Genomic DNA, 21,674 nt, shown 5'->3' with positions numbered 1-21,674 from the left:
TCACGATGGTCCCCCAGCCGGATTCAGGTTCGATGAGGTGCCCGAAGCCGACGCGCCGTCAGGCGCGGCGGCGGTCTCGAACACCTGCCAGCCGCCGCCGAGCGCCTTGTAGAGCTGGACGCTGTCGAGCAGCAATTGCGTACTGCTGTCATTGGCGAGCGCGCGCACGGCGAGGCGGGTGCGCTGCGCATCGAGCAGCGGCAGCAGATCGATCTGGCCACGGTCGTAAAGCGATTGCGCGCGGCCGAGCGCCGCTTCGGCCGTACCGGATGCGTCATGCAGCAGTTGCGTCCGCTGGCGTTCGTCGCCGAGCGCGACGAGCGCGTTCTCGACGTCTTCGAGCGCTCGCACGATCGCGTCCTCGTAGTGAAGCACCGCTTCGCGCTGACCGCTCGCGGCGATCTCGTTGATCGCACGGGTGCGGCCCGCATTGAAGATCGGCATGGCGATCAGGCCGGCCACATTGCTGAAGGTCGCCGGACCCAGCGCAACGCCGTTCAGGTCGATCGATTCGCGGCCGAACACCGCGCCGAGGATCAGCCGCGGAAACCATTCCGCCATCGCCTGTTGTCTGCGCGCGTTGGCCGCGTCGAGCTGCGCGGCGGCGGCGAGCAGATCCGGCCTGCGCTGCAACAGCTCGGCCGGTTGCCCCGGATGTGCGGGCGGAACGACGGCCTCGACGCCCGATGGCACGATACTGCCGGCATCGAAAGCCTGGTCTCCGATCAGCACCGCGATGCGATGACGCGAGACCTCTGCCAGCGTCTCGAGCGGCGGGATCGCCGCGTGCGTCCTTGACGCCTCGGTTTGCGCACGCTCGACGTCGAACGGCGTCGCGAGACCGACGCGTTCGCGCGCGCGCACGAGACGCAGCGTCTCGTCCTGCGCAGCGGCAATCGCGCGCACGGTGTCGAGCTGGCGCAACGCGCCGACCAGCGTGAAGTAGTTGGTCGCGACGTCGGTCAGCACCAGAAGACGCACGCCGCGCGCGCTGTGTTCGACTGCGAGCGCATCGGCTGCGGACGCCTTCGCCCCCGCGCGCAGCCGGCCGAACAGGTCGACTTCCCATGACGCGCCGATACCGACCTGTCCCGCGCGTGTATTCGCCGCTTCGGGGACGAAGTTCTTCAGCGCGGTATCGTAGGTCGTCGTGTGATTGAAGCCGTTGGCGCCGATGACCACGGTCGGCAGCAGCCACGAGCGGCTGATCGTTTCTCCGGCGCGCGCGGCTCGCACGCGTTCCGCCGCGATCTGGACATCGCGGTTCTGGTGCGCCGCGCGACGTTCGAGGTCCGACAGCACCGGGTCGCCGTAACTGTCCCACCAGGCGGCCTCGGGCTCTTCCACCGATGCCGAAGCGGCCGCGAACCGGCCCGGCACGTCGACCGAGGGCTGCATCACCGGCGTCGCGCAAGCGGCCAGCGCGAGCGCGAGCGACGTGCTCAGCGTGGCCGCCGCGCGGCGGCCCGCAAGCCGATCACGGCGAGGCAGCCGCCGCGTCGTGCGGCAAGGTGTGGGTGACGGAAACATCGCACGAGGATCCGGCAAGGTTGAGCGGATAAGCCGCGGCGCGCGAGTCCCGCAGCCATCCGCTTTACGTCGTGCGGACGCGCCCGCTGCGTAGCCTCGCGAGGTGGCCATGCCGGCCTTCGGGGCAAGCGCTCGAAGCGTGGTTCATCCGCCAGATGCAATCAAAGTTAGCGGGCCTGCCGCGAGAGACCTTGACGCAGATCAGCGGACGCGCACGGCGCGTGCGCGCTCACGGCCGCGCATGTTCGAGCACCGCCACCGGCCGCGCGGCCGGCGGCGCGCCGAGCACCGCGCGAATGCGCTGCAACGCGTCCCATTGCTGCGCGCTCGGCGCCAGACTTTGCACGCGCGCGTCGGCTAGCAGCCGGTCGAGCAACGTCAGCAGGCGGGTGCGGTCCGCAGGTGTACTGAGCAATGTCGGCAGCGTCGCGATCGCCTGCTGCGGCTCGTAAGTCGCGATCAGTTCCTGTTCGCCGCGAATGCGCCGCCACTGGTCGAGCGGCAGTTTCGGCAGATACTCGGCGTACGCTTCCATCAATTCTTTCTGCGTCGCGAGCCGTGCCAGCGGCAACGGCTCGCCGCTGCGCGCGAGCAGGAAGGCCGCGCGCGCGAGCGCTTCGTCGTAGCCGCCCTCCTCGATCGACGCGAGCGCCTCCTTCACGAACGGCAATTCGCGGGGATCGGTCGCGGTGGCGGCGGCCGCTTCACGATCGCGATACCGCTCGGCGAATTGCAGCAGGAACGGGTTCGTGTAGACGCTGAAGAAGAGCGACTCGGCCCCGGCGTCGCGCATCGCCCGATAGTAGTCGAGCGACGCGCTGATGAGTTCCGAGCCGCAATGTTCGAGCCGGCGCCACGGCTCGATGTCCGCCGCATGCTGCCGATTCGCCCTGACCGCGTCGGCTGCCGGGCGCAGCCACCCCAACCACGGATTCAGGTCCGAAAACGCCCAGCGCTGCGAGCGCAACGGATGCATCTCCCGCAGCCAGCGCGCCGTCGCTTCGTTCGACATCCATTGCACCCATGGCTGCACGAACAGCTCATACGCGCGCTGATTGAATTCGGACAGCTCGGCGACCGCCTCGAACGGTTTCTCGTCTTCTCGCTTGAACCGGTTGAAATGTCGCGCGATGTCTTCGAGACGATGTTCGACGAACGTGACGTCGTAGCCGGCGTTGCCGTGCGCGTCCTTGATCTCGTCGATCAACATCGCGTAGAGACCCGGCGCAAGCGTCTCGATCGTTTCGAGCACGTTGACGATTTGCGCGTGCTGCTTCTTCGCGACCTTGCCCGACACGAACACGCCCAGGTGTCCGGACTCCTGGTCCATCAGTCCGACGATCACCTGACCGCGCGCCTTGATCTCCTCGGTGCTGCCGTACAGGTCGGCCACCCAGTTGAACGCCTGCTGCGGCGGCGTGATGTTGTCGCCCATCGAGGCGAACAGCACGATCGGCGAGCGGATGTCGCGCAGGTCGAACGCCTTGCCGGCCACACCGCGCACCGCGCCCGACCACAGCTTGTTACCGATGAACAGATTGCGCGTGATCCACTCGATCTCCTCGCGGTTCATCAGATAGTAGCCGCCCCACCAGCGCTCGAACTCGAGAAAGCGCGGCGGCTCGGTATCGATGTTGTCGTACACGCGATAGTACGTGTCCCACAACGTATTGGCCGGGTTCAGGTACTCGAAGTTCTGCACCAGAAAGGCGCCGTCGAACCTGCCGTTGCCGAGGTCGGATGAAAACGAGGCGAGCCACGTGCCGCCGAGCAGCCCGCCCGCGTAGCGCATCGGATTGTCCCCCGCGCCTTCGCTCCACGAGCCGCTCCAGTACGACATCGGCGCGCCGTTGATCACGATCGGGCCGGTGTCTTCCGCCGACGAACTCGCGAGCATCATCGCGGCCCAGCCGCCCTGGCAATTGCCGATGATCGCCGGCTTCGCGCTGTCCGGATGGAGCGAGCGGACCTTCTTGACGAACTGCTGTTCGGCCGCGCATACGTCGAGCAGCGTCTGGCCCGGTTCCGGGTTCTGGAAGAACACGACGAAATACACCGGATGGCCCGCGCGCAGCGCAACGCCGACCTGCGAATCGTCGCGGAAGCCACCGATGCCGGGACCGTGGCCCGCGCGCGGGTCGATGATCAGGTAAGGCCGCTTCATTGCGTCGACGCTCACGCCTTCGGGCGGCCGGATGCGCAGCAGCGCATAGTTCACCGGGCGCGCGAAATGCCTGCCATCGAGCACCACCTCGTACTCGAAGTGGAGCACCGGTTTGAGCCCCTGCGACGCGTTTTCGACGTATTGCGTGCCGCGCTCGCGCATCGTGTCCCAGAACAGCAGCGAGCGCTGCGCGACGTCGACCGCGTAGTGCCATGCGCTCAACGGGTCGAGCCGCGCCACCGGCTGCGAGGTCGCTCCCGGCTCGATGCCGGTGGCGTCGTTTACGGCTTTGCCGACGCGTTTTTCGTACTGCTTGTGCGCATTGCGAATGCGCCTTCCCCATACGTACGCGATGTTTCCGGCGATTTCCTGACTGCGTGCGAATTGCGTGGCTGCGTCCATGACTGCGTCCTCCACTGCGAGATGGGCCAGGGGCCGCGCGTGCGGCCGCCGCGGCTGTATCGCGGGAGGACTCGCGCGCGCCGATCGACAGGCAACGGGTGAAGATTACCCGTGCGGCGGGGAGCCGTTCTGATATGGATCAAGGTCGTCGCCGGTTCACGCACGGCGCGCCGGTGGCGCCGCATTCAGCGTCGGCAACCACGTCCAGTCGAGATTTTTCTACAAAGCCGCCACCGTCAAACCCGTGGTCCGCGGATCGTCTTCGGCGGATAGCTCGCCAGCACGACAGAAGTTGTCACGGGCCCGAATCGGGCGAGCGCGTCTATTGCGGTTTCGAGCTGGGCCATCTCTCCAACCACCATCCGAACCAGGAAGCAGTCGTCACCGGTGATCCGGTACGCCTCGACGATCTCGGGCATCGCTTCGAAGGCACTCAGGCAACGCTTGATCTCGGCGTGCGTGGTACGGATTCGCACGATCGCGGCGATGCCTCGCCCGACGAGGCCGGGATTGATTCGAGCCGCGTAGCCCTCGATGACGCCAAGCTCCTCGAGCCGCCTGATGCGGGCCGTGACAGCCGGCTGTGAAAGCCCGATCTGCTTTCCGAGTTCCGTGTTAGTGACGCGCGCATTGGACTGAAGCGCCTCCACGATCCGCCAGTCGAGCCTGTCCAACGTTATCGGCTTAGCTTTCATTTGTGAGCACCCTCAATTTCCGTCAATTCGTTTGCGCATGACCATCAATCCATTGGATTTGCGATGTTGCCCGAATTCACGAGCTTTTACACTGATTGCACTGATTGCTCGTTTAATCATGGAGATCTTGTAAATGGACTGTCCCGTTCTGATTGTTCCTGGCATCGGCAATTCCGGCCCGTTGCACTGGCAAAGCGCATGGCAAGCCGCGCACCCGGATTGGCAACGTCTCGCAGTCGAAGATTGGAATTACGTCGTGTGCGATGACTGGGTGTCGGCAATAGAACGGCAGCTCGCAGCAATGGGGCCGGACACTGTCATAGCGGCGCACAGCCTCGGATGTCTGGCCGTGGTCCATTGGGCTGCCAGGTACGGGCGGAAGATTCGCGGCGCGCTGCTGGTGGCCGTGCCGGATCCGGCGTCGCCGGCATTTCCCCGGGTAGCCGCGAGCGGATTCGCGCCGCTGCCGTCGGAACGATTGCCGTTTCCTACGACCGTCGTATCCAGCACCAACGATCCGTATGGCAGCATGGACCACTCGCGCGCCTGCGCGCTTGCATGGGGCAGCCAACTCGTCGAAGTCGGCGCACAAGGACATCTCAACGCGGACAGCAACCTGGGCAATTGGCCAGAAGGGTTGCGACTGCTGGAAAAGATGGGCAACGGTTGATCTGCGCCTCAGCCGGTGGCGTTCCTGTTCAAGCATGCGCCATCGGATCGCACTTCGAGCGGTATGCGCCGGATGCGCGCGCCGAACACGCGGGTCGGCCCGTACACCGTGTCCGCTCCGGCACGAGCGTCTCGTCGACTCATCGAACCCAGCCGCCTTTACTGCGGCGAATCGATCGGCGGCGCTTGCTGCTGCGGCTCGGCCGGATTTTGCGGCGGCCCGCTCAGCACCGCCGGCAACGAAGGATTTTCCGGCTGTGTATAACGTTGCTGGATTGCGGCGCGAATGCGCTCAAGGCTTTCGGCGGCATCGAGCGAGCCGTCGCTCTCGATGGAGCGCGCTTCGGCCGCAAGCTCGGCGTCGCCGATTTCATCTTCGAACCAGCGCGAATAGTCGCCGCGCCGCCGATGGAATTCCCACGTCTGGGCGTCGACGCCTTCGGCCATTTCGATGAACAACACGAGGTTATGTGCGCGAAGATTCAATGCGCCGTGCTCGCCGCGAAAATAGAAACTGCGCTCGGGAATCAACAATCCTTCGGCGTACTTGCGCCGATGACGACGCTTTTCCTTGCGGCTCGGTTCAAGGCGGACGACCTCGGGTGGCTCCGCTGTGCCGACGCGCCACCACAACGCTTCGCCTCTCGCGAGGCGCGCCGCGCCGCCGCGCGGGGAGCCGTCCGCGGTTCCGGCAGCGCCGGCCGCCGGCGCCGCCCGCCCGCTCGCCGCGGCGAAACGCTGTAGCGCCGAGTCGGCGCCCTCGCCCATCGCTAACACCGTGTCGACCTGTCGCAACAGCGCGGGCGCCAGTTGTTCCGGCGATACGGTCACTGCCAGCGCCGTTTCGAGCGCCTCGGGAATCGCCTGGTTCGCGCCCGCCCATACCGCCGGAAACAGATGATGCGCTTCCTCGAACACGAGCCAGTGCGGCCGTCCGGTGCGCGTGCGCAAACGCTGCACCTGCAATAGCAGATTCGCGCAGAACGCCGGCCGATCCGGTGGGGGCACCCGCAACAGATTGACCGCGACGGCAGGGCGCCCGGGCCGACACAATAGTTGAACCGCTTCGTCGATCGATGGGGCGGTGCGCGCATCGCCGATTGCGATCGTCGCATCGTCGGTACAGTAGTCGCCCTCCGGATCGACGATGCACAATTGGCAGCCGGCCGCGGCGATCCGCTCCAGCAGGCCGGCGGTCGCGGTCGACTTGCCGCACCCTGACGCTCCGACCAGCAATGCGACCGTGCCGTGCACCGGCAGCCACGGCGTCTCCGCAACGGCCGGTTCGCCGCTTGCCTGCTCGCCGGTTCGCTCACTGCCGGTTGCCGCAGCGACCGCTTGCTGCGAGTCGGGCGCCGCGTCGCAGCGCATGCCGAGCGTGATGCGATCGCGTGGCGATGCGCCGGCGATACTGCGCAGATCGTCGGCGAGCAGCGCGTCGATCAGTTCCCGCACGCCCTCGCCCGCCGGCGCGTGCGTCACGTAAGCAGCGTGCTTTTTCAGTGCGGGCAACGCGTTCGCCACAGCGGCCGCGAGACCGCACGCGTCGAGCAGGGCGTGGTCGTTTTCGGCGTCGCCGATACCGACCACGTTCAGCGCCGACAGTTCGAGATCGGCGAGCGCGGCGCTGAGCCCACTTGCCTTCGAGACACCGGGCGCGACGATCATCACCGCATCGCCGTTGAAGATGATCCGCAACTCCAGCCCGAGATCGCGAATCACGTCCAGCGCGATATGTTCGTGCGGCTTCACCGTCGCGACGAGGGTCTCGCCAATCCCGAACGCCTGCGGCGCGCGGCGGCGCAATTCGGCCACGAAATTCGCGGGGGGCGCGGGGGCGAGCAGACGGCGCGCGCCATCGCCCGGGCAGTACAGCACGCCGCCGTTTTCCGCCACCACCCGCGAGAACAGATCGAGCCGCGGGCAGATCGTCAACAGATCGTCCAGTTCGCGGCCACTGACCAGAATCGCGTGACGGCCCGACGCGCGCAGGCGTTCGAGCGCAGCCCATGTTGAATCGGCGACGCGGCCATCGCTGGCGAGGGTGTTGTCGTAGTCGGTCGCGAGAGCGAAAAAGCGCATGGGGCAGGTCCTTCGCTGTGCGGATTGAGGGGGTGCGGCTCTCGCCGTACTCACCGTTACGGCTTCGCATGCGTCGCCTGGGGGCTTCGCGCCTGCGTGCCTTGCGATCCTCAGCAAGCGGTGTACCGCGCTGGTGCGGGAACAGCGGTACGTGGCTTGCTTGCAGATGCTGGCGCCGCTACCGCACGGTCCATCGCGCATTCCGCCTTGCGAGTGCGCCCCACCAGGTGCCACGATGTCGATGACCATTACCGCCGTCACACTCGCCCGCGCGCAATTCGGCTTCACGATTGCGTTTCACATCATTTTTCCCGCGATGTCGATCGGTCTCGCCAGCTATCTCGCCGTGCTCGAAGGCGCCTGGCTCGTCACGCGCAAGCCGGCGTATCTGGCCGTCTACCGATACTGGTTGACGATCTTCGCGGTCGTGTTCGGCATCGGCGTGGTGTCGGGCCTCGTGATGTCCTATGAATTCGGCACTAACTGGGCAGGCTTTGCGTTTCGCGCGGGCCCGATCGTCGGGCCGCTGATGGGCTGCGGTCTCGCGGTCATGGCCGGTTACACACTGCTCGGCTCGTGCTGGCTGATCTGGCGCACCGAAGGCGGGTTGCAGCAGCGCTGCCGGCGTCATGCGCGCACGATGGCCGTGACCGTGCTCGCCCTCATCGTGATCGTCACATTGTGGACGCCGATGCTGCAGAATTCATTGTCAGCACGCTGGTTCCGCTGGCCCGATCTGCTGTTCACCGCATGGGTGCCGGTGCTGGTCGTGCTGCTCGCGATCGGCTTGTTCCGTAGCCTGTCCGCGCGCCGTCACCTGTTGCCGCTGGTGTTTTCATACGGCATTTTCGTGCTGTGCTATGCGGGCTTGTTGATCAGTCTCTATCCTTATCTGGTGCCGCCGTCGATCAGTTTTCGCGACGCGGCCGCACCGCACGACAGCTTGCTGTTCCTGCTGGTCGGCGCCGCGATTACGATACCGATGATTCTCGCCTATACCCTCTACGGCTATTCAGTGTTCAAGGGAAAGATGCGCGCGGGCGAGGGGTACCACTGAAATGTGGCGCCGCCTCGCCTGGTTTGCGGCACTGTGGCTTGCCGGCGTGGTCGTGGTTGCGACCGTGGCAGGCGTTCTGAAGCTGCTCCTGCGCGCGGCCTGAAGCCGGTGCGCTATTCGTTGCCGACGCCCTTTGACACTTCGGCGGGCTCTGATACTGCTGATCCGGCAGATCCTGAAGACGTCGCATCGTGTCCTCGTCGGCGCCGTTCGATCGCGCGCTTTCGAGCAGACTGTTTTTGTCCGCCGGATAGGAGACGCCCTTGAGCGCCTTTTGAACGTCGATGTATGGGTTCAGCGGACGCTGGCCCGCGGTCGAATCGGATTCTGGCATTTCGTTCCCCTCATGGATGGCATAGGTTGGATAAGCCGCCTGCAAAGCTCGTGCAGGTGCGCGCAAGCCGCAATGGGACAACCAGCGCTGCGGCGGCCCATGTCATGCGCATTCCGCGTGCCTGTCGTGCTCGATGGCAGGAGGGCAGACCGAGCCGTCAGCGCTCATACCAGTCGCGCGTCCTTGCGCGGCGCCCCTCATGCATCGCACTGCCGGCGTCGGCTCGACGGCCACAACGACGTTACTTGTTCGGCGATGACGCCGAGCTAGCAGCCGCCGAATCAGCGTTGGACGCCTCGCCGGCCTTACCGGCGGGATGGCAGCCGGTGCAGACTACGAGGACAGCCATCGCGACAACTGACGCAAAGAGCCGGTACGTGAATGGCTGCTTTTCCATACAATCTCTTCCTCTGGCGTGGCAAAAAGGATCGACAAGCGACTCGGCCGAGTGCTCCCGATCTGCAAGGCGAACGTTGGCCGATCCTGCTTTTCGCGGCAATGGCATGAACTGCCAGCATTCGCAGTGCCGCGAACACGCGGATCAGCGGTCACACATTCATGTCCCCGTTGGCGAGTGCGGTCGGGCTCTCTGACGGCGCAATGCGTCGGCACACCCGAGGCCCGCGTCACGCTCAACGTTTGACTTTCGCTTGCGTCTGCTCGGCCAGCTTCAGGTGCTCCTGCAGCGTAGGCAGCGCACCGGCGGCAAGCGAGCGAACGTCCGCGTCGGAACCCTTTTGCGCCTCCTCGCTGAACTGCTTGATATCGGCCTCATGGTCCGACACGTTGTGCTTCATGAAGGCAAGGTCGAACGCGTGGCCGGTCAGCGGCTTGAGCACAGTCTGCGTTGCCTGTTGAGTCATCGATATTCCATCTGGCAACGTGTAGCCTTTGCGCTGAGCCAGAGTCTCGATACGTGCATCCAGCGATTCATGGTCAGCGATCATGCGCTTCGCGAACGCTTGCACGGACGGATCAGACGATGTGCGCAACGCGAGCTGACACGACTGAATTTCGGCCCGGCCATCCTGGATCGCGTCACCTAGAAACTTACCCGGCTCGTCTGCATGAGCGGCGCACGCGATGGAAACACTTCCCATCAATGCAATGCCGGCTATTGCCTTCCCCAAACGGATACGGCTCATTGTCTGAATGCCTGGGAGCCAAACGCTCCGGAATTGAGCTTGCATGGTCTGCTCCTCGAGTGATATGGAGCTTGGACAGCATGACGTGTACCCGCTGGGGTCGACGGCTCGGCTCATCATGGAGCAGCCGGTGACCGCCTGCGCCCCTGGACACTCATCGTCCGCTGGCCTGGCTCCGCGAGTGCAGCCGCTACCCGGCGCGCGCGCTCGGCCGCGATGTCGAGCGCGTCGCTCCACGATACGTGCCCGCACGTCCCGCGCCGCTCGAAGACGGTGCGTTGCTCGCCGCAACGTTCGGTCACGAGCACGATCCACTGGAAAGCGCCTTCCGAATCCCTGATGACGGTCCAGCTCACGAGGAAGTCGGCTGTCTCGATAGCCTGCAAGCGCATGTTGGGCTCCTCGCCGGTCCGCTTCCGCGGCCGGCTTTGCCCTTCTGGCGCATGGCATGTGCCTGAGCTGTCGCTGCAGTAACCTACCGGACCGACGTTGCACGGCTGGTTGCTGCTCGAATCGTCATCATCCGTATGGCACGCGGATTGCGCGCGACCGAGGCACGGCTAACGCTGGCCAGGTTTTCTCGGGGCTCCGGAGATGATCTGTAACCCCACGTTGCGCACCCTTCGTGCATACCGTGCCGAAATTGGGGTGGCCGTCGATGGGTGAGTCCCTTCATTACAAACCGTCACCGCGACACTTCCACATCATGCACGCTCAGTCCAGCTCCAGGCGCATTCTCAACGCACTCTCCGTCATCTTCTGCGGGCTCACGGCACTCTATCTGATCGTCGGTGGGGCATGGCTGCTCGCAGTCAGGGGGTCGCCCTACTACCTGCTCACCGGCATCGTACTGGCCGTGATTGCGTGGTTGATCTGGCGACGTCATCCTGCCGCTTTTCTGTTGTATGGGCTGGTGCTCGTCGGCACGGCTGCATGGGGGCTCTGGGAATCGGGTCCCGACTTGTGGGCGCTCGTGGCACGCTCTGGCGTACTGATCATTTTTGGCTTGTGGCTGCTCATCGTCGTGAGCCCGTCGCTCGTGCCGCCGCGCGGCGCGGCCGCGGGCTTGCTGCTCGGCGCTCTCGTGGTCTGGGGCGGCGTGCTCGCCTACGCGGCCTTCAACGATCCGCAGACCGTCAATGGGACTTTTAGCGCACAGGCGGCTCCAGCGCCGACCGGCGGTACCGACGCGGCCGACTGGCCGGCGTATGGCCGCACGCCGCAGGGCACACGCTACTCGTCGCTCGCTCAGATCACACCGGACAACGTGAAGAACCTGAAGCTGGCCTGGACGTTTCATACCGGCGACATGAAAGGTCCGAACGACCCCGTCGAAATCACGAACGAAGTCACGCCGCTGAAGATCGGCGACATGCTTTACCTGTGCTCGCCGCATCAGATTCTCTTCGCGCTCGACGCACAGACGGGCCAGTTGAAGTGGAAGTTCGATCCGCAGCTGAAAGCCGACCCGTCGTTTCAGCACGTGACTTGCCGGGGCGTTGCCTACGCGGACCTTTCTGCAAAGCGAGGCGATACCACTGGCGCCGCGGCGCCGGGCCTCTGCACGCGCCGGATCTTCCTGCCCGTCGACGATGGCCATCTATACGCGCTCGACGCGCAAACGGGCCAGCGTTGCCGCGACTTCGCCGACAACGGCGACCTCGATCTCCAGACCAACCAGCCCGTGACGACCGCGGGCATGTACGAGCCCACCTCGCCGCCGGTCGTCACGAGCAAGGTCATCGTCGTGGCCGGCTCGGTGGAAGACAATTTCTCGACCCGCGAGCCGTCGGGCGTGATCCGCGGCTTCGACGTCAGCACGGGCGCGCTGCTGTGGGTCTTCGACACGGGCGCGCAAGACCCGAATGCCATGCCCGGTGCCGGCCAGCACTACACGTGGAATTCGCCGAATTCGTGGGCGCCGGCCGCCTACGACCCGAAGCTCGACATGGTCTATCTGCCGATGGGCGTGGAAACGCCCGACATCTGGGGCGGCAACCGCACGCCACTGATGGAACGCTATGCGAGCGGCATGCTTGCGCTGCATGCATCCACGGGCAAGCTGGCCTGGTTCTACCAGACCACGCACCATGACCTCTGGGACATGGACCAGCCCGCGCAGCCCACGCTCGCCGACATCACCGGCAAGGACGGCGTCGCGATCCCCGTCGTGTACGCACCCGCGAAGACCGGAAATCTGTATGTGCTCGACCGCCGCACCGGGATGCCGGTGGTTCCCGCACCCGAGCGTCCGGTACCCCAGGGCGCGGCGCCCGGCGATCACGTCTCGCCGACCCAGCCGTTCTCCGCGCTCACCTATCGCCCGACGAAGAATCTGACCGGTGCGGACATGTGGGGCGCGACGATGTATGACCAGCTCATTTGCCGCGTGATGTTCCACCAACTGCGTTACGACGGCATCTACACGCCGCCTTCGCTGCAAGGCACGCTCGTGTTCCCGGGCAATCTCGGCATGTTCGAGTGGGGCGGCATCGCGGTCGATACGGATCGCCAGATCGCCATCGCCAACCCGATCGCATTGCCGTTCGTCTCGCGCCTCATCCCGCGCGGCCCGGGTAATCCGATGGAGCCCGTGGCAGGCGCGAAGGGCAGCGGCACGGAAGCGGGCGTGCAGCCGCAATATGGTGTGCCCTATGGCGTGACGCTGAATCCGTTCATGTCGCCACTGGGTCTGCCATGCAAGCAGCCGGCATGGGGCTATATCTCGGCGATCGACCTCAAGACGAATCGGATCATCTGGAAGAAGCGCATTGGCACCACGCGAGACAGCTCGCCGGTTCCGCTGCCGTTCAAGATGGGCATGCCGATGCTCGGCGGCCCGATCGTGACCGCGGGCGGCGTCGCCTTCATCGGCGCGACAGCCGATAACTACCTGCGCGCGTACGACGTCAACAATGGCAAGGAGCTGTGGCATGCGCGTCTACCCGCAGGTGGCCAGGCCACGCCGATGACGTACTCGGTGAACGGTCGCCAGTTCGTGGTGATCGCGGCAGGCGGGCACGGCTCGTTCGGCACGAAGCTCGGCGATTCGGTGGTCGCCTATGCGCTGCCGAATCAGTGAGCTTCGCCTGGAAATGGCCCTGCCGGTACGGCCTCTTCCCCCGGGCCCGGTGCGACGAACGGCGCAAACGTTCGATCGGCATGGAGCGCGAGGCACATGGCACGGTCAGGCAGAAACCTCACGGAAACATGGACGAAACACTCGCGAAGGCGGAGCTCGCGCGCAGGGTCGTGCTGTCGGTGCCGCACTTTCTGTTCATACAATCGGTGCTCGCGAGCACCGACCTCGTGGGAATGCTGCCCGCGCGTCTCGCGCGTGACTCCGACGCGCTGCGGATGGTCGAGCCGCCAGTCGAGGTGCCGGGCTACGAAATGGCAATCCTCTGGCACGAGCGCGTACATCGCGATCCCGCGCATCAATCGTTGCGGGAGTTCATTGCGGCATCGGTCTGATACGCTGCCGCAATGGCGCCGTCGCCTGCCGCCAGCAGCGCGTATGGCGAAGCCGAAGCTCAGCCCTTCTCAGCACCGATCGCATTCAGTTGATCGAGCACCTCGTCGCTCAGTTTCAACTGCGCGGCCTGCAGGTTTTCGCGCAGATGTCCGACCGACGACGTGCCCGGAATCAGCAGAATGTTCGGTGCCCGATGCAATAGCCACGCGAGCGCGACCTGCATCGGCGTTGCACCGAGCCGGCCCGCAAGGTCGGACAGCTCCGACGATTGAATCGGCGTGAAGCCACCCAACGGGAAAAACGGCACGTAGGCAATGCCCTGCTCGGCGAGTGCGTCGATCAGCGCATCGTCGTCGCGATGCACGAGGTTGTAGTGGTTCTGCACGCACACGATCTGCGTGATGCGTTGCGCCTCGGCAATCTGTGCGGCCGTCGCGTTGCTCAGGCCGACATGACGCACGAGACCCCGCTGTTGCAGCTCGGCGAGCGCCGTGACCTGCTTTTCGATCGAGCCTTCGCTTGGCGCGTGCACGTTGCCCATCATGCGGATGTTGACCACGTCGAGCGCATCGAGCCCGAGATTGCGCAGATTGTCGTGCACCGCGCGCTCGAGGTCGGCGGGCTCCTGCGCCGGCAGCCACGCGCCGGCGCTGTCGCGCACTGCGCCCACCTTCGTGACGATCGTCAGATCGCGCGGATAAGGATGCAACGCTTCGCGGATCACCAGGTTGGTCACGTGCGGCCCGTAAAAATCGCTCGTGTCGATGTGATCGACGCCTGACGCGACTGCTTCGCGCAGCACCGCCAGCGCCGCTTCGCGGTCTTTCGGCGGCCCGAACACGCCGGGGCCGGCCAGTTGCATCGCGCCATAGCCCATGCGCCGCACCGGCCGGCCGGCGAGTGCGTAGGCGTCGACAGAGCTGAAGTTCGGCATGACGATCTCCTTGTGAAGTGTTGAGCGGCAGTATCACCGGATTGCGTTGTTGAATAAACCGGTCTAACGTGTACGGGTTGTTTAAAAATCTGCACAATTGATCGCCATGGAACTGAATGATCTCGCCGCCTTCGTTTCGGTCGCCCGCGCGGGCGGTTTTCGCGATGCGGCGCGTGTGAGCGGCGTGTCGGCGTCGAGTCTGAGCGTCGCGGTGCGGCGCCTCGAGGCGAAGCTCGGTCTGCGCCTGCTGAACCGCACCACGCGCAGCGTTGCGCCGACCGAAGCCGGGCTGCGTCTGATGGAGAAACTGACGCCGCTGTTCGGCGAAATGGAAGCGGCGCTCGACGTGCTGAACGGCTTTCGCGACACACCGACCGGCACGCTGCGGCTCAACGTGCCGTCGAGCGTCGCGCGCATCGTGCTGCCGGACGTGCTCGCGCGCTTTCTGAAGCAGTACCCCGATATTCGCGTCGAAGTCGTGGTCGAGGATGGCTTCGTCGATGTGCTGTCAATCGGCTGCGACGCGGGGATTCGCTACGACGAGCGCCTCGAGCAGGACATGATCGCTGTGCCGATCGGCGCGCGCGTGCAGCGCTTCGCGACCGCCGCGTCGCCCGCTTATCTCGACGCTCACGGCCGCCCCGGGCATCCCAGCGAACTGCTTGCGCATGCCTGCCTGCGCGGGCAATTCGCGAGCGGCGCGCTGCCGACGTGGTACTTCGAGCGCGATGGCGAGCTGCTGCAACTGAATCCGACCGGACCGCTGCTGGTGCGGCCCGGCGCCGCGATCGACCTCGCGGTGAGCGGCGCGATCGCGGGCCTCGGCATCATCCACCTGTTCGAAGACATGCTGCGCCCGCACCTGGACAGCGGCGCACTCGAAGCGATTCTGGAACCGTGGTGGCAGCGCTTTTCAGGGCCGTTCCTCTACTATCCGGGCCATCGTCATGTGCCCGCGCCGTTGCGCGCCTTCGTCGATTTCCTGAAGGCCGATTCGGCAGGTCTACTGAATGATGACGTGGCACCCGCTTATGTTGTAGAAACTTCATTCTGATATCCATCATGACCGACACACACGCGAGCCCGCTGCGTAATTTCGCTCACTTCATCCGCGTGGAACAGGGACGCCTGACGCGGCAGTGGATGCATGCCGTCTCCACCGACCCCGATCTCGGGGAAGCGGACCAGCTCACCTATCAGCAACTGGCCGACCATCTGCCGGAGATTCTCGAAGAGGTGTGCGCCGCGCTCGATGTAGAAGATCTGGAACGCGTCGAAACGTCGATCGAACGCGATGGGAGAAAGCACGGCAAGGTCCGTTGGCGTCAGGGCTACCGGATCGAAGAGCTGGTGCGCGAACTGGACCTCTTTCAGCAAGTGCTCGTCGATGCGCTCGAAGAATTCATCGAACGCGACAAAGCGTGTACGCGCCGCTACGAGAGCCTCGCGCGGCGCCTGATCGCCGACGTATTCAGCGTGGTCAAGTATGCGTCGATCAAGGAAGTGGTCAGCGAACGCGATCGAAAGATCGACGAATACACGGGACGGCTCGAACGCGCGAATCACGAGTTGATGCGCAAGCAACGGCTGGTCGGCGCTATGCACGAATCGCGGATGCAGATCACGCGCAGCGTCGTGCACGATCTGCGCAATTTCCTCAATACGTTTGCGGTCGCGCTGCGGGTCATCGAGCAAGCGCCGTCGAAAGCTGATACCGCGTTGACGCTCGCGAACCGCCAGGCTGCCGACATGAAGGAACTGGTCGACCAGATGATCGAGTACTCGGTCGTGCTCGGCGACTCGGCGCCGCTCGTGCTCGAACCCGTCGATTTGCGCGAGCTCTTCGACGAACTCGTCGCGTCGATGCGGCCAGCGATCGACGCGAAGGGGCTCGCGTTGCACAGCGCGTTCGATGCCGCGCTGCCGGTCGTCACGTCGAATCGGCTGAAGCTCAAGCAGATCGCGGTCAATCTGCTGACGAACGCGATCAAGTACACGAAGTCGGGGCAGGTCGAATTGCGTTTCGCGATGCACGGCGCGAAACACTGGACGATGCGCGTGTCCGATACCGGCGTCGGCATTCCGCCCGCCGACGCGGATCGCGTGTTCGACGAATTCGAGCGCGCGGCCGGCGAGGACATTCCGGGCACGGGGCTCGGGCTCGCCATCGTCAAGGAGCTGTGCCACGTGCTCGATGCGCAGATCGAATTTGCGTCGCGCGAGGGCGTGGGAACCACGTTCGAGATCCGCTTTACGATCTGATGCGGCAGCCTTCAATCTCATTGCGGTGCAGGCGTGCCACGATCTTGCAGTAGGCACGCGCTCATCGCGCCGTTCCGTGCGCTCAATCCGCGCACGACCACTTCGGATGATTTGCCGTCGCGGCGCGCGAGTTCGGCCAGGTCGAGCAATGCGGCATAGCGCGCCGAACAGTCTCTCGCTGAGCGGGCGGCAGGGTTCGCGTGAAGGTCGCCGTTGGCATCGCTGGCGTCCATCAACGCATTGATCGTCAGCCACGTCGCCACGACGAGGGTCGCGAGCGCGGCTGCCAGGCGCCGCGCGGCGCGACGCGACCGCCTGCCTTCGACGCAGGCGCTGATTCGGGTCACCGCGCTCATCATCAGGCCCAATGTGCCGGCACCCACACGCGCCCAACCCAATGGCCGGGCACCCACACGGCGGGCCGCGGCGCCGGCGCGACATACACGGGACGCGGGGCGACGTACACGGCCGGCGGCGGGGGCGGCGGCACGTACACCACCGGCGGCGGAACGTATGCGGGCGGCGGCGTCACCACGACGGGCTTCGGCGCCGCGTAGACGACCGGCGGCGGCACGACGACCGGCGGCGGCGCGGCCACCACCGGCTTCGGCGCGACGACCACGGTCGCGCCGGTGGTCGTCGTCCCGCCAGCGACCACCACGCCGCCCGTAACCACCGTGCCGCTCGTCGACACCGTGTTGCCCTGCGTGCCGGTCACGCTCGCCGACGTCGTCACGACACCAGGCGCGACTCGCGTCGCGGTTCCCGAGTGATAGACGCTGTTGTTGTCCGGGCCCGTCACCGTGCCCGAGCGCGCGCAGGTCGAACCCGCGCAATTCGTCGACGCGGAATGATTGACCGTATTGCCGTTCGAACCCGTGATGGAGCCTGACGACGAATACTGTCCCGGCGCGGTGCGCGTCACGTCGCTGGACGTCGTCGCGCTTTTGCCGTCCGGACCGGTCAACGTGCCGGTATGCGAGCAGGAACCGCCCGCGCAGCTCGTGTCGCCCGAGTGCTGCACCGAATTGCCGTAGCGGCCGGTCGCGGTACCCGAGTTCGAGAACTGGCCAGGCGCCGTGCGCGTGACCGTGCCGGTGTTGCTCGCGAAGCCGCCATACGGGCCGACGACACTACCCGCATGCGAGCAGCTACCGCCACCGCACGAGCCGTAGCGCGCGCCGTTATAGACGCCGCGCGACGTATAGGCGGTGCCGTGACCCGACCACGCGAATGCCGATGCGCTGCCGAATGCGAAGACGGCAGCGGCCGCACCGCGCACCACGGCGCGCAGCGCGCCGCGTGCGACGTCAGCGAAAACCTTGTCGGAACCTGCGAATGAACGATTTTTCACGGAGTGTCCTTGCTGGATTCGGGCCACTTGCGTCAATGCCGCGTGGCGACGAACGGACTATAGGAGGACACATCGCGGAAATCATCACGGAAGATATGTCGCGCTGTTTCACCGTGGCGCAGGCCCGCCGGGCAAGGATTTGCGGGCATCTGGCCGGCAGCGCGACATCATTCGACATAATTGGGGAAACAAACCCGGCCCCGGGAACGGGGCTGCGAAGCTGGCCGCTCACCGCCCCAACGGCGTCACCTCCACCGCGGCAGCCGACACGAACGCCGCACGCAAGGTATCGCCGACCTTGACGTCGCTCAGATCGACATCGGGCGCGGCTTCGAACGTCTGCGTTTGATACGCGCCGCGCAGCGTGACGAGACGCTGCTTGCGATCGATCTTCAATACGGTCGCCAGCACCTCGGTCTGCCGCGCCGACTCGTAGCCGCCCGACGCCGGTGTATTGCTTTGCCTGTCGATCCGCTCGCGACTCCCCTTGCCCGCGCCGCCGACCTTTTCAGCCTTCGTGAGCAGAGCGTTCCTGTAGAGCACGTCGATGCGGTCCCCGATCTTCAGCTGGTCGAAACTGGCGGCCTGCTGGCTAACGAGCACGATGACGACGTTGCCGCCCGAGCCCTTCAGCGTCAGTGCGCGGTCGCCCGCATCGATGCCGACGACCTCCGCAGTCATGTGCACCGGCGGCGCACCGGACACCGCTTGTTGCGGTGCGCTTGCCATGTCGCCCTGCGCGCGCGCCGGCTGGGCCGCGGCCACTGCCGCGAGCATCACCGCCGCGCCTATCGTCGCTCTCTTCATGCGCGTTCTCCTCGAGCAAGGTTGAAATACGCGAGGAACGCCGCGTATTCACGACAACCACGGCAAACAGTATGACGCGAACGATTTGTCGGGCATGCGTGGACCGCACCCTGTGCAGAAAAGGCCCAACGAAAACAAAGGGCGGGCGTGTCTCGACGACACGCCCGCCCTTCTGCTTCTTACTATTCGCTGGACCAGCTAACGCGTCACACGCGCTCGATCGCGATCGCGATGCCCTGGCCGACGCCGATACACATCGTGCACAGCGCAAAACGGCCCTGCGTGCGTTGCAACTGATACGTCGCGGTCGTCACCAGACGCGCACCGCTCATGCCGAGCGGGTGGCCGAGCGCGATCGCGCCGCCGTTCGGGTTCACGCGAGGATCGTCGTCCGCGACGCCGAGGGCGCGCAGCACCGCGATGCCTTGCGACGCAAACGCCTCGTTCAGCTCGATCACGTCGAACTGGCCGATCGTCATGCCCAGACGCGCGAGCAGCTTCTGCGTGGCGGGTGCCGGACCGATGCCCATCACGCGCGGCTCGACGCCGGCGGTGGCCACGCCGAGCACGCGGGCGCGCGGCGTGAGGCCGAAGCGCTTCGCGGTCTCTTCGTTGGCGAGCAGCAACGCGGCCGCGCCGTCGTTCACGCCCGATGCGTTACCAGCCGTGACCGTGCCGTCCGGACGCACGACGCCCTTCAGCTTCGCGAGCGTCTCGAGGCTCGTTTCGCGCGGATGCTCGTCCTGCGTGACCGTGATCGGGTCGCCCTTCTTCTGCGCGATCGTCACGCCGACGATTTCCTGCGCGAGCGTGCCGTCACGTTGCGCGCGCGCGGCCTTCTGCTGGCTGCGCAGCGCGAATGCGTCCTGGTCGGCGCGGCTGATGTTGTAGTCGGTCGCGACGTTTTCGCCGGTTTCCGGCATCGAGTCGACGCCGTACAGCTTCTTCATCAGCGGGTTGACGAAACGCCAGCCGATCGTCGTGTCGTAGATCTCGGCCTGACGCGAGAACGCGGTGGTGGCCTTGCCCATCACGAACGGCGCGCGGCTCATGCTCTCGACGCCGCCCGCGATCATCAGCGCTGCTTCGCCCGACTTGATCGCACGCGCGGCGATGCCGACCGCGTCCATGCCCGAACCGCACAAACGGTTGACCGTCGAGCCCGGCACGTCCTTCGGCAGACCCGCGAGCAGCAGCGACATGCGCGCGACGTTGCGGTTGTCGTCACCGGCCTGGTTCGCGCAGCCATAGATCACGTCGTCGATCGCGGTCCAGTCGACGTTCTTGTTGCGCTCCATCAGCGCCTTGAGCGGCACTGCGCCGAGGTCGTCGGCGCGCACCGACGACAGCGAACCCGCATAGCGGCCAATGGGGGTGCGAATCGCGTCGCACAGGAATGCTTCGGTCATGTGATGTCTCCAGTTGAGATGCTGCGTGCGCTGCGCCGCGGCCTGCTTTGCACCGATGACACCGGCTCGAAGCGCGGGGCATCGAACTGGAGGCCGTCCTGACAAGGCGCGGGAAGCCGCAAAAAAGCAGCGGCGCGATAGCCGTCACATCGGAGCAGCTTAGCGCAGGATCGTGAACGATGGGCTTGGGAGTGCCGGCGGTTGCGGCTGTTGCGATTTCCTCACCCGGCCCGATGTTCTGTATACGAACACTAGGTCATATATCGAACAAAACAGGCTCGATAATAGGCGTGGGCGCGAAAGCGTGTCAAGCATGGCTGCAGCGGTGCCACGGTACCAGGGAATACGCGCAGGGGTCGTCTTCAGCGAACTTTGACGCGTTCTTCGGCGATGTAGCCGCGGATCACGTCCGCAAAACTGCGCTCGCCCGCGAGCCCGAGCCGTTGCGCACGCGACGTATCCCACGCACCGGGCCAGCTGGCGACGATCTTCTCGATGCGCTCGTCGCGCTGTCGCACGATGCGGCTCGCGACCGCGTCGCCCGCGACTTCGCGCAGTGCCGCGATCATCTCGTCGACGCTGACCGACAGGCCCGGCAGGTTCAGCGCGCGCTGCTTGCCGAGCGCGGCGCCGTCGAGTTCGAGACCGGCGATCAGGCTGTCGATCGCCTTGCGCGGCGACAGCAGCCACAGCCGTGTCGAACCGGCGACCGGACACACGGCCTCTTCGCCATTCAGCGGCTCGCGGATGATGCCGCTCGCAAACGACGACGCCGCCGCATTCGGCCTCCCCGGCCGCACGCTGATGGTCGGCAGCCGCAACACGCGGCCATCGACGAAACCACGCCGCGAATAATCGTTGAGCAGCAGCTCCGCGATCGCCTTTTGCACGCCATAAGACGACTGCGGATTGAGCGCGGTCTCGTCCTGCACGACCGCGGGCAGATCACCGCCATAGACCGCCACCGAACTGGTGAACACGACGCGCGGTTGGTGCCCGCGCTGGCGGCAGATGTCGAGCAGCAATCGCGACGCATCGAGGTTGATGCGCATGCCAAGATCGAAGTCCGCCTCGGCCTGGCCACTGACGATGGCGGCCAGATGAAAGATCGCCGAAGTTCGAGCGTCGATGACGCTTTCGAGCACGCCGCGCTCCGCGATATCGCCAACTTCAACGCGCACGCGCGCATCGCCGAAATCGTGCGCGCGCACGACGTCGACCAGCAGCAGTTCGGTAATCGCCTGCGACGCGCCGTGCGCATCCTTGAGCGCACCTCGCGCGAGCAGTTCGCGCGCGAGACGCTGGCCGAGAAAGCCGGCGCCGCCGGTGATCAGTACTTTCATGGTTGCGTGTCC

At 65.6% G+C, this 21,674-nt stretch carries 18 protein-coding genes and 1 pseudogene; 6 read left to right on the top strand and 13 right to left on the bottom strand.

Features of this window, described 5'->3' with window-relative positions; all coding sequences use genetic code 11:
• The 3 genes from LJ655_RS19565 to LJ655_RS19555 all read right to left on the bottom strand — a co-directional run bounded on the left by LJ655_RS19565 (position 1) and on the right by LJ655_RS19555 (position 4,791).
• Complete coding sequence (locus tag LJ655_RS19565; protein ID WP_230562870.1) at positions 1 to 1,530, bottom strand: efflux transporter outer membrane subunit; 1,530 nt, start codon at positions 1,528 to 1,530, stop codon at positions 1 to 3.
• Between the two features lie 229 nt (positions 1,531 to 1,759).
• A complete protein-coding gene (locus tag LJ655_RS19560) occupies positions 1,760 to 4,096 on the bottom strand; it encodes a DUF3141 domain-containing protein (RefSeq protein ID WP_230562869.1) in 2,337 nt (778 codons plus the stop codon).
• A gap of 236 nt (positions 4,097 to 4,332) precedes the next feature.
• Positions 4,333 to 4,791 (bottom strand): Lrp/AsnC family transcriptional regulator, encoded by a 459-nt coding sequence (locus LJ655_RS19555; protein WP_230562868.1) that lies wholly within the window; start codon positions 4,789 to 4,791, stop codon positions 4,333 to 4,335.
• A 133-nt stretch (positions 4,792 to 4,924) separates the two neighbouring features.
• On the opposite strand from LJ655_RS19555, the gene LJ655_RS19550 reads away from it, so the two are divergent.
• Complete coding sequence (locus LJ655_RS19550) at positions 4,925 to 5,461, top strand: RBBP9/YdeN family alpha/beta hydrolase (protein WP_230562867.1); 537 nt, start codon at positions 4,925 to 4,927, stop codon at positions 5,459 to 5,461.
• A 158-nt stretch (positions 5,462 to 5,619) separates the two neighbouring features.
• Here LJ655_RS19550 and LJ655_RS19545 read toward each other — a convergent pair whose 3' ends face one another.
• On the bottom strand, positions 5,620 to 7,542 hold the full coding sequence (locus LJ655_RS19545; RefSeq protein WP_230562866.1) for an HAD family hydrolase: 1,923 nt from the start codon (positions 7,540 to 7,542) through the stop codon (positions 5,620 to 5,622).
• A gap of 235 nt (positions 7,543 to 7,777) precedes the next feature.
• Here LJ655_RS19545 and LJ655_RS30120 point away from each other — a divergent pair, with 235 nt between their 5' ends.
• Positions 7,778 to 8,599 (top strand): cytochrome d ubiquinol oxidase subunit II, encoded by an 822-nt coding sequence (locus LJ655_RS30120; protein WP_268991580.1) that lies wholly within the window; start codon positions 7,778 to 7,780, stop codon positions 8,597 to 8,599.
• On the opposite strand, the gene LJ655_RS19530 is transcribed toward LJ655_RS30120, so the two are convergent.
• From LJ655_RS19530 to LJ655_RS19520, 3 genes are all read right to left on the bottom strand, one after another.
• Positions 8,562 to 8,933, bottom strand: coding sequence for a DUF2795 domain-containing protein (locus tag LJ655_RS19530; protein ID WP_230562953.1), 372 nt, complete (start codon positions 8,931 to 8,933; stop codon positions 8,562 to 8,564). The two genes, LJ655_RS30120 and LJ655_RS19530, sit on opposite strands and share 38 nt — an antisense overlap.
• A gap of 632 nt (positions 8,934 to 9,565) precedes the next feature.
• The gene (locus LJ655_RS19525; protein ID WP_230562865.1) at positions 9,566 to 10,123 is read right to left on the bottom strand and encodes a DUF4142 domain-containing protein; all 558 of its coding nucleotides are present in this window, start codon (positions 10,121 to 10,123) and stop codon (positions 9,566 to 9,568) included.
• Between the two features lie 71 nt (positions 10,124 to 10,194).
• The gene (locus LJ655_RS19520) at positions 10,195 to 10,470 is read right to left on the bottom strand and encodes a hypothetical protein (protein ID WP_230562864.1); all 276 of its coding nucleotides are present in this window, start codon (positions 10,468 to 10,470) and stop codon (positions 10,195 to 10,197) included.
• A gap of 314 nt (positions 10,471 to 10,784) precedes the next feature.
• Between LJ655_RS19520 and LJ655_RS19515 the strand changes: the two genes are divergently transcribed.
• Positions 10,785 to 13,160, top strand: a complete 2,376-nt coding sequence (locus LJ655_RS19515) for a glucose/quinate/shikimate family membrane-bound PQQ-dependent dehydrogenase (protein ID WP_230562863.1) — start codon at positions 10,785 to 10,787, stop codon at positions 13,158 to 13,160.
• Between the two features lie 122 nt (positions 13,161 to 13,282).
• A pseudogene (locus LJ655_RS19510) lies at positions 13,283 to 13,552 on the top strand (LysR substrate-binding domain-containing protein); the annotation flags it as partial.
• A gap of 59 nt (positions 13,553 to 13,611) precedes the next feature.
• On the opposite strand, the gene LJ655_RS19505 reads toward LJ655_RS19510, so the two are convergent.
• Positions 13,612 to 14,487 (bottom strand): aldo/keto reductase family oxidoreductase, encoded by an 876-nt coding sequence (locus tag LJ655_RS19505; RefSeq protein WP_230562862.1) that lies wholly within the window; start codon positions 14,485 to 14,487, stop codon positions 13,612 to 13,614.
• Positions 14,488 to 14,593: 106 nt separating this feature from the next.
• Here LJ655_RS19505 and LJ655_RS19500 point away from each other — a divergent pair, with 106 nt between their 5' ends.
• Both LJ655_RS19500 and LJ655_RS19495 read left to right on the top strand, forming a co-directional pair.
• Positions 14,594 to 15,541: a LysR family transcriptional regulator gene (locus LJ655_RS19500; protein ID WP_230562861.1), complete on the top strand. Its 948-nt coding sequence runs from the start codon at positions 14,594 to 14,596 to the stop codon at positions 15,539 to 15,541.
• An 8-nt stretch (positions 15,542 to 15,549) separates the two neighbouring features.
• Complete coding sequence (locus LJ655_RS19495) at positions 15,550 to 16,749, top strand: sensor histidine kinase (protein ID WP_230562860.1); 1,200 nt, start codon at positions 15,550 to 15,552, stop codon at positions 16,747 to 16,749.
• Positions 16,750 to 16,766: 17 nt separating this feature from the next.
• On the opposite strand, the gene LJ655_RS19490 is transcribed toward LJ655_RS19495, so the two are convergent.
• From LJ655_RS19490 to denD, 5 genes are all read right to left on the bottom strand, one after another.
• On the bottom strand, positions 16,767 to 17,096 hold the full coding sequence (locus tag LJ655_RS19490; protein ID WP_230562859.1) for a hypothetical protein: 330 nt from the start codon (positions 17,094 to 17,096) through the stop codon (positions 16,767 to 16,769).
• Positions 17,097 to 17,107: 11 nt separating this feature from the next.
• Positions 17,108 to 18,103 carry a hypothetical protein gene (locus tag LJ655_RS19485; RefSeq protein WP_230562858.1) on the bottom strand — a complete coding sequence of 332 codons (996 nt, stop codon included), beginning with the start codon at positions 18,101 to 18,103 and terminating at the stop codon, positions 17,108 to 17,110.
• A 228-nt stretch (positions 18,104 to 18,331) separates the two neighbouring features.
• The gene (locus LJ655_RS19480) at positions 18,332 to 18,910 is read right to left on the bottom strand and encodes a copper-binding protein (protein ID WP_230562857.1); all 579 of its coding nucleotides are present in this window, start codon (positions 18,908 to 18,910) and stop codon (positions 18,332 to 18,334) included.
• A gap of 206 nt (positions 18,911 to 19,116) precedes the next feature.
• Positions 19,117 to 20,319, bottom strand: coding sequence for a 3-oxoadipyl-CoA thiolase (gene pcaF, locus LJ655_RS19475; protein WP_230562856.1), 1,203 nt, complete (start codon positions 20,317 to 20,319; stop codon positions 19,117 to 19,119).
• 362 nt (positions 20,320 to 20,681) lie between these two features.
• On the bottom strand, positions 20,682 to 21,662 hold the full coding sequence (denD, locus tag LJ655_RS19470) for a D-erythronate dehydrogenase (RefSeq protein ID WP_230562855.1): 981 nt from the start codon (positions 21,660 to 21,662) through the stop codon (positions 20,682 to 20,684).
• Positions 21,663 to 21,674: the final 12 nt, after the last annotated feature.

The organism is Paraburkholderia translucens (genome assembly GCF_020881035.1).
In the GTDB taxonomy this organism is placed as follows: domain Bacteria; phylum Pseudomonadota; class Gammaproteobacteria; order Burkholderiales; family Burkholderiaceae; genus Paraburkholderia; species Paraburkholderia translucens.
Note: the sequence above shows the minus strand (reverse complement) of the source record. Positions and strands in the feature narration are given on the sequence as shown.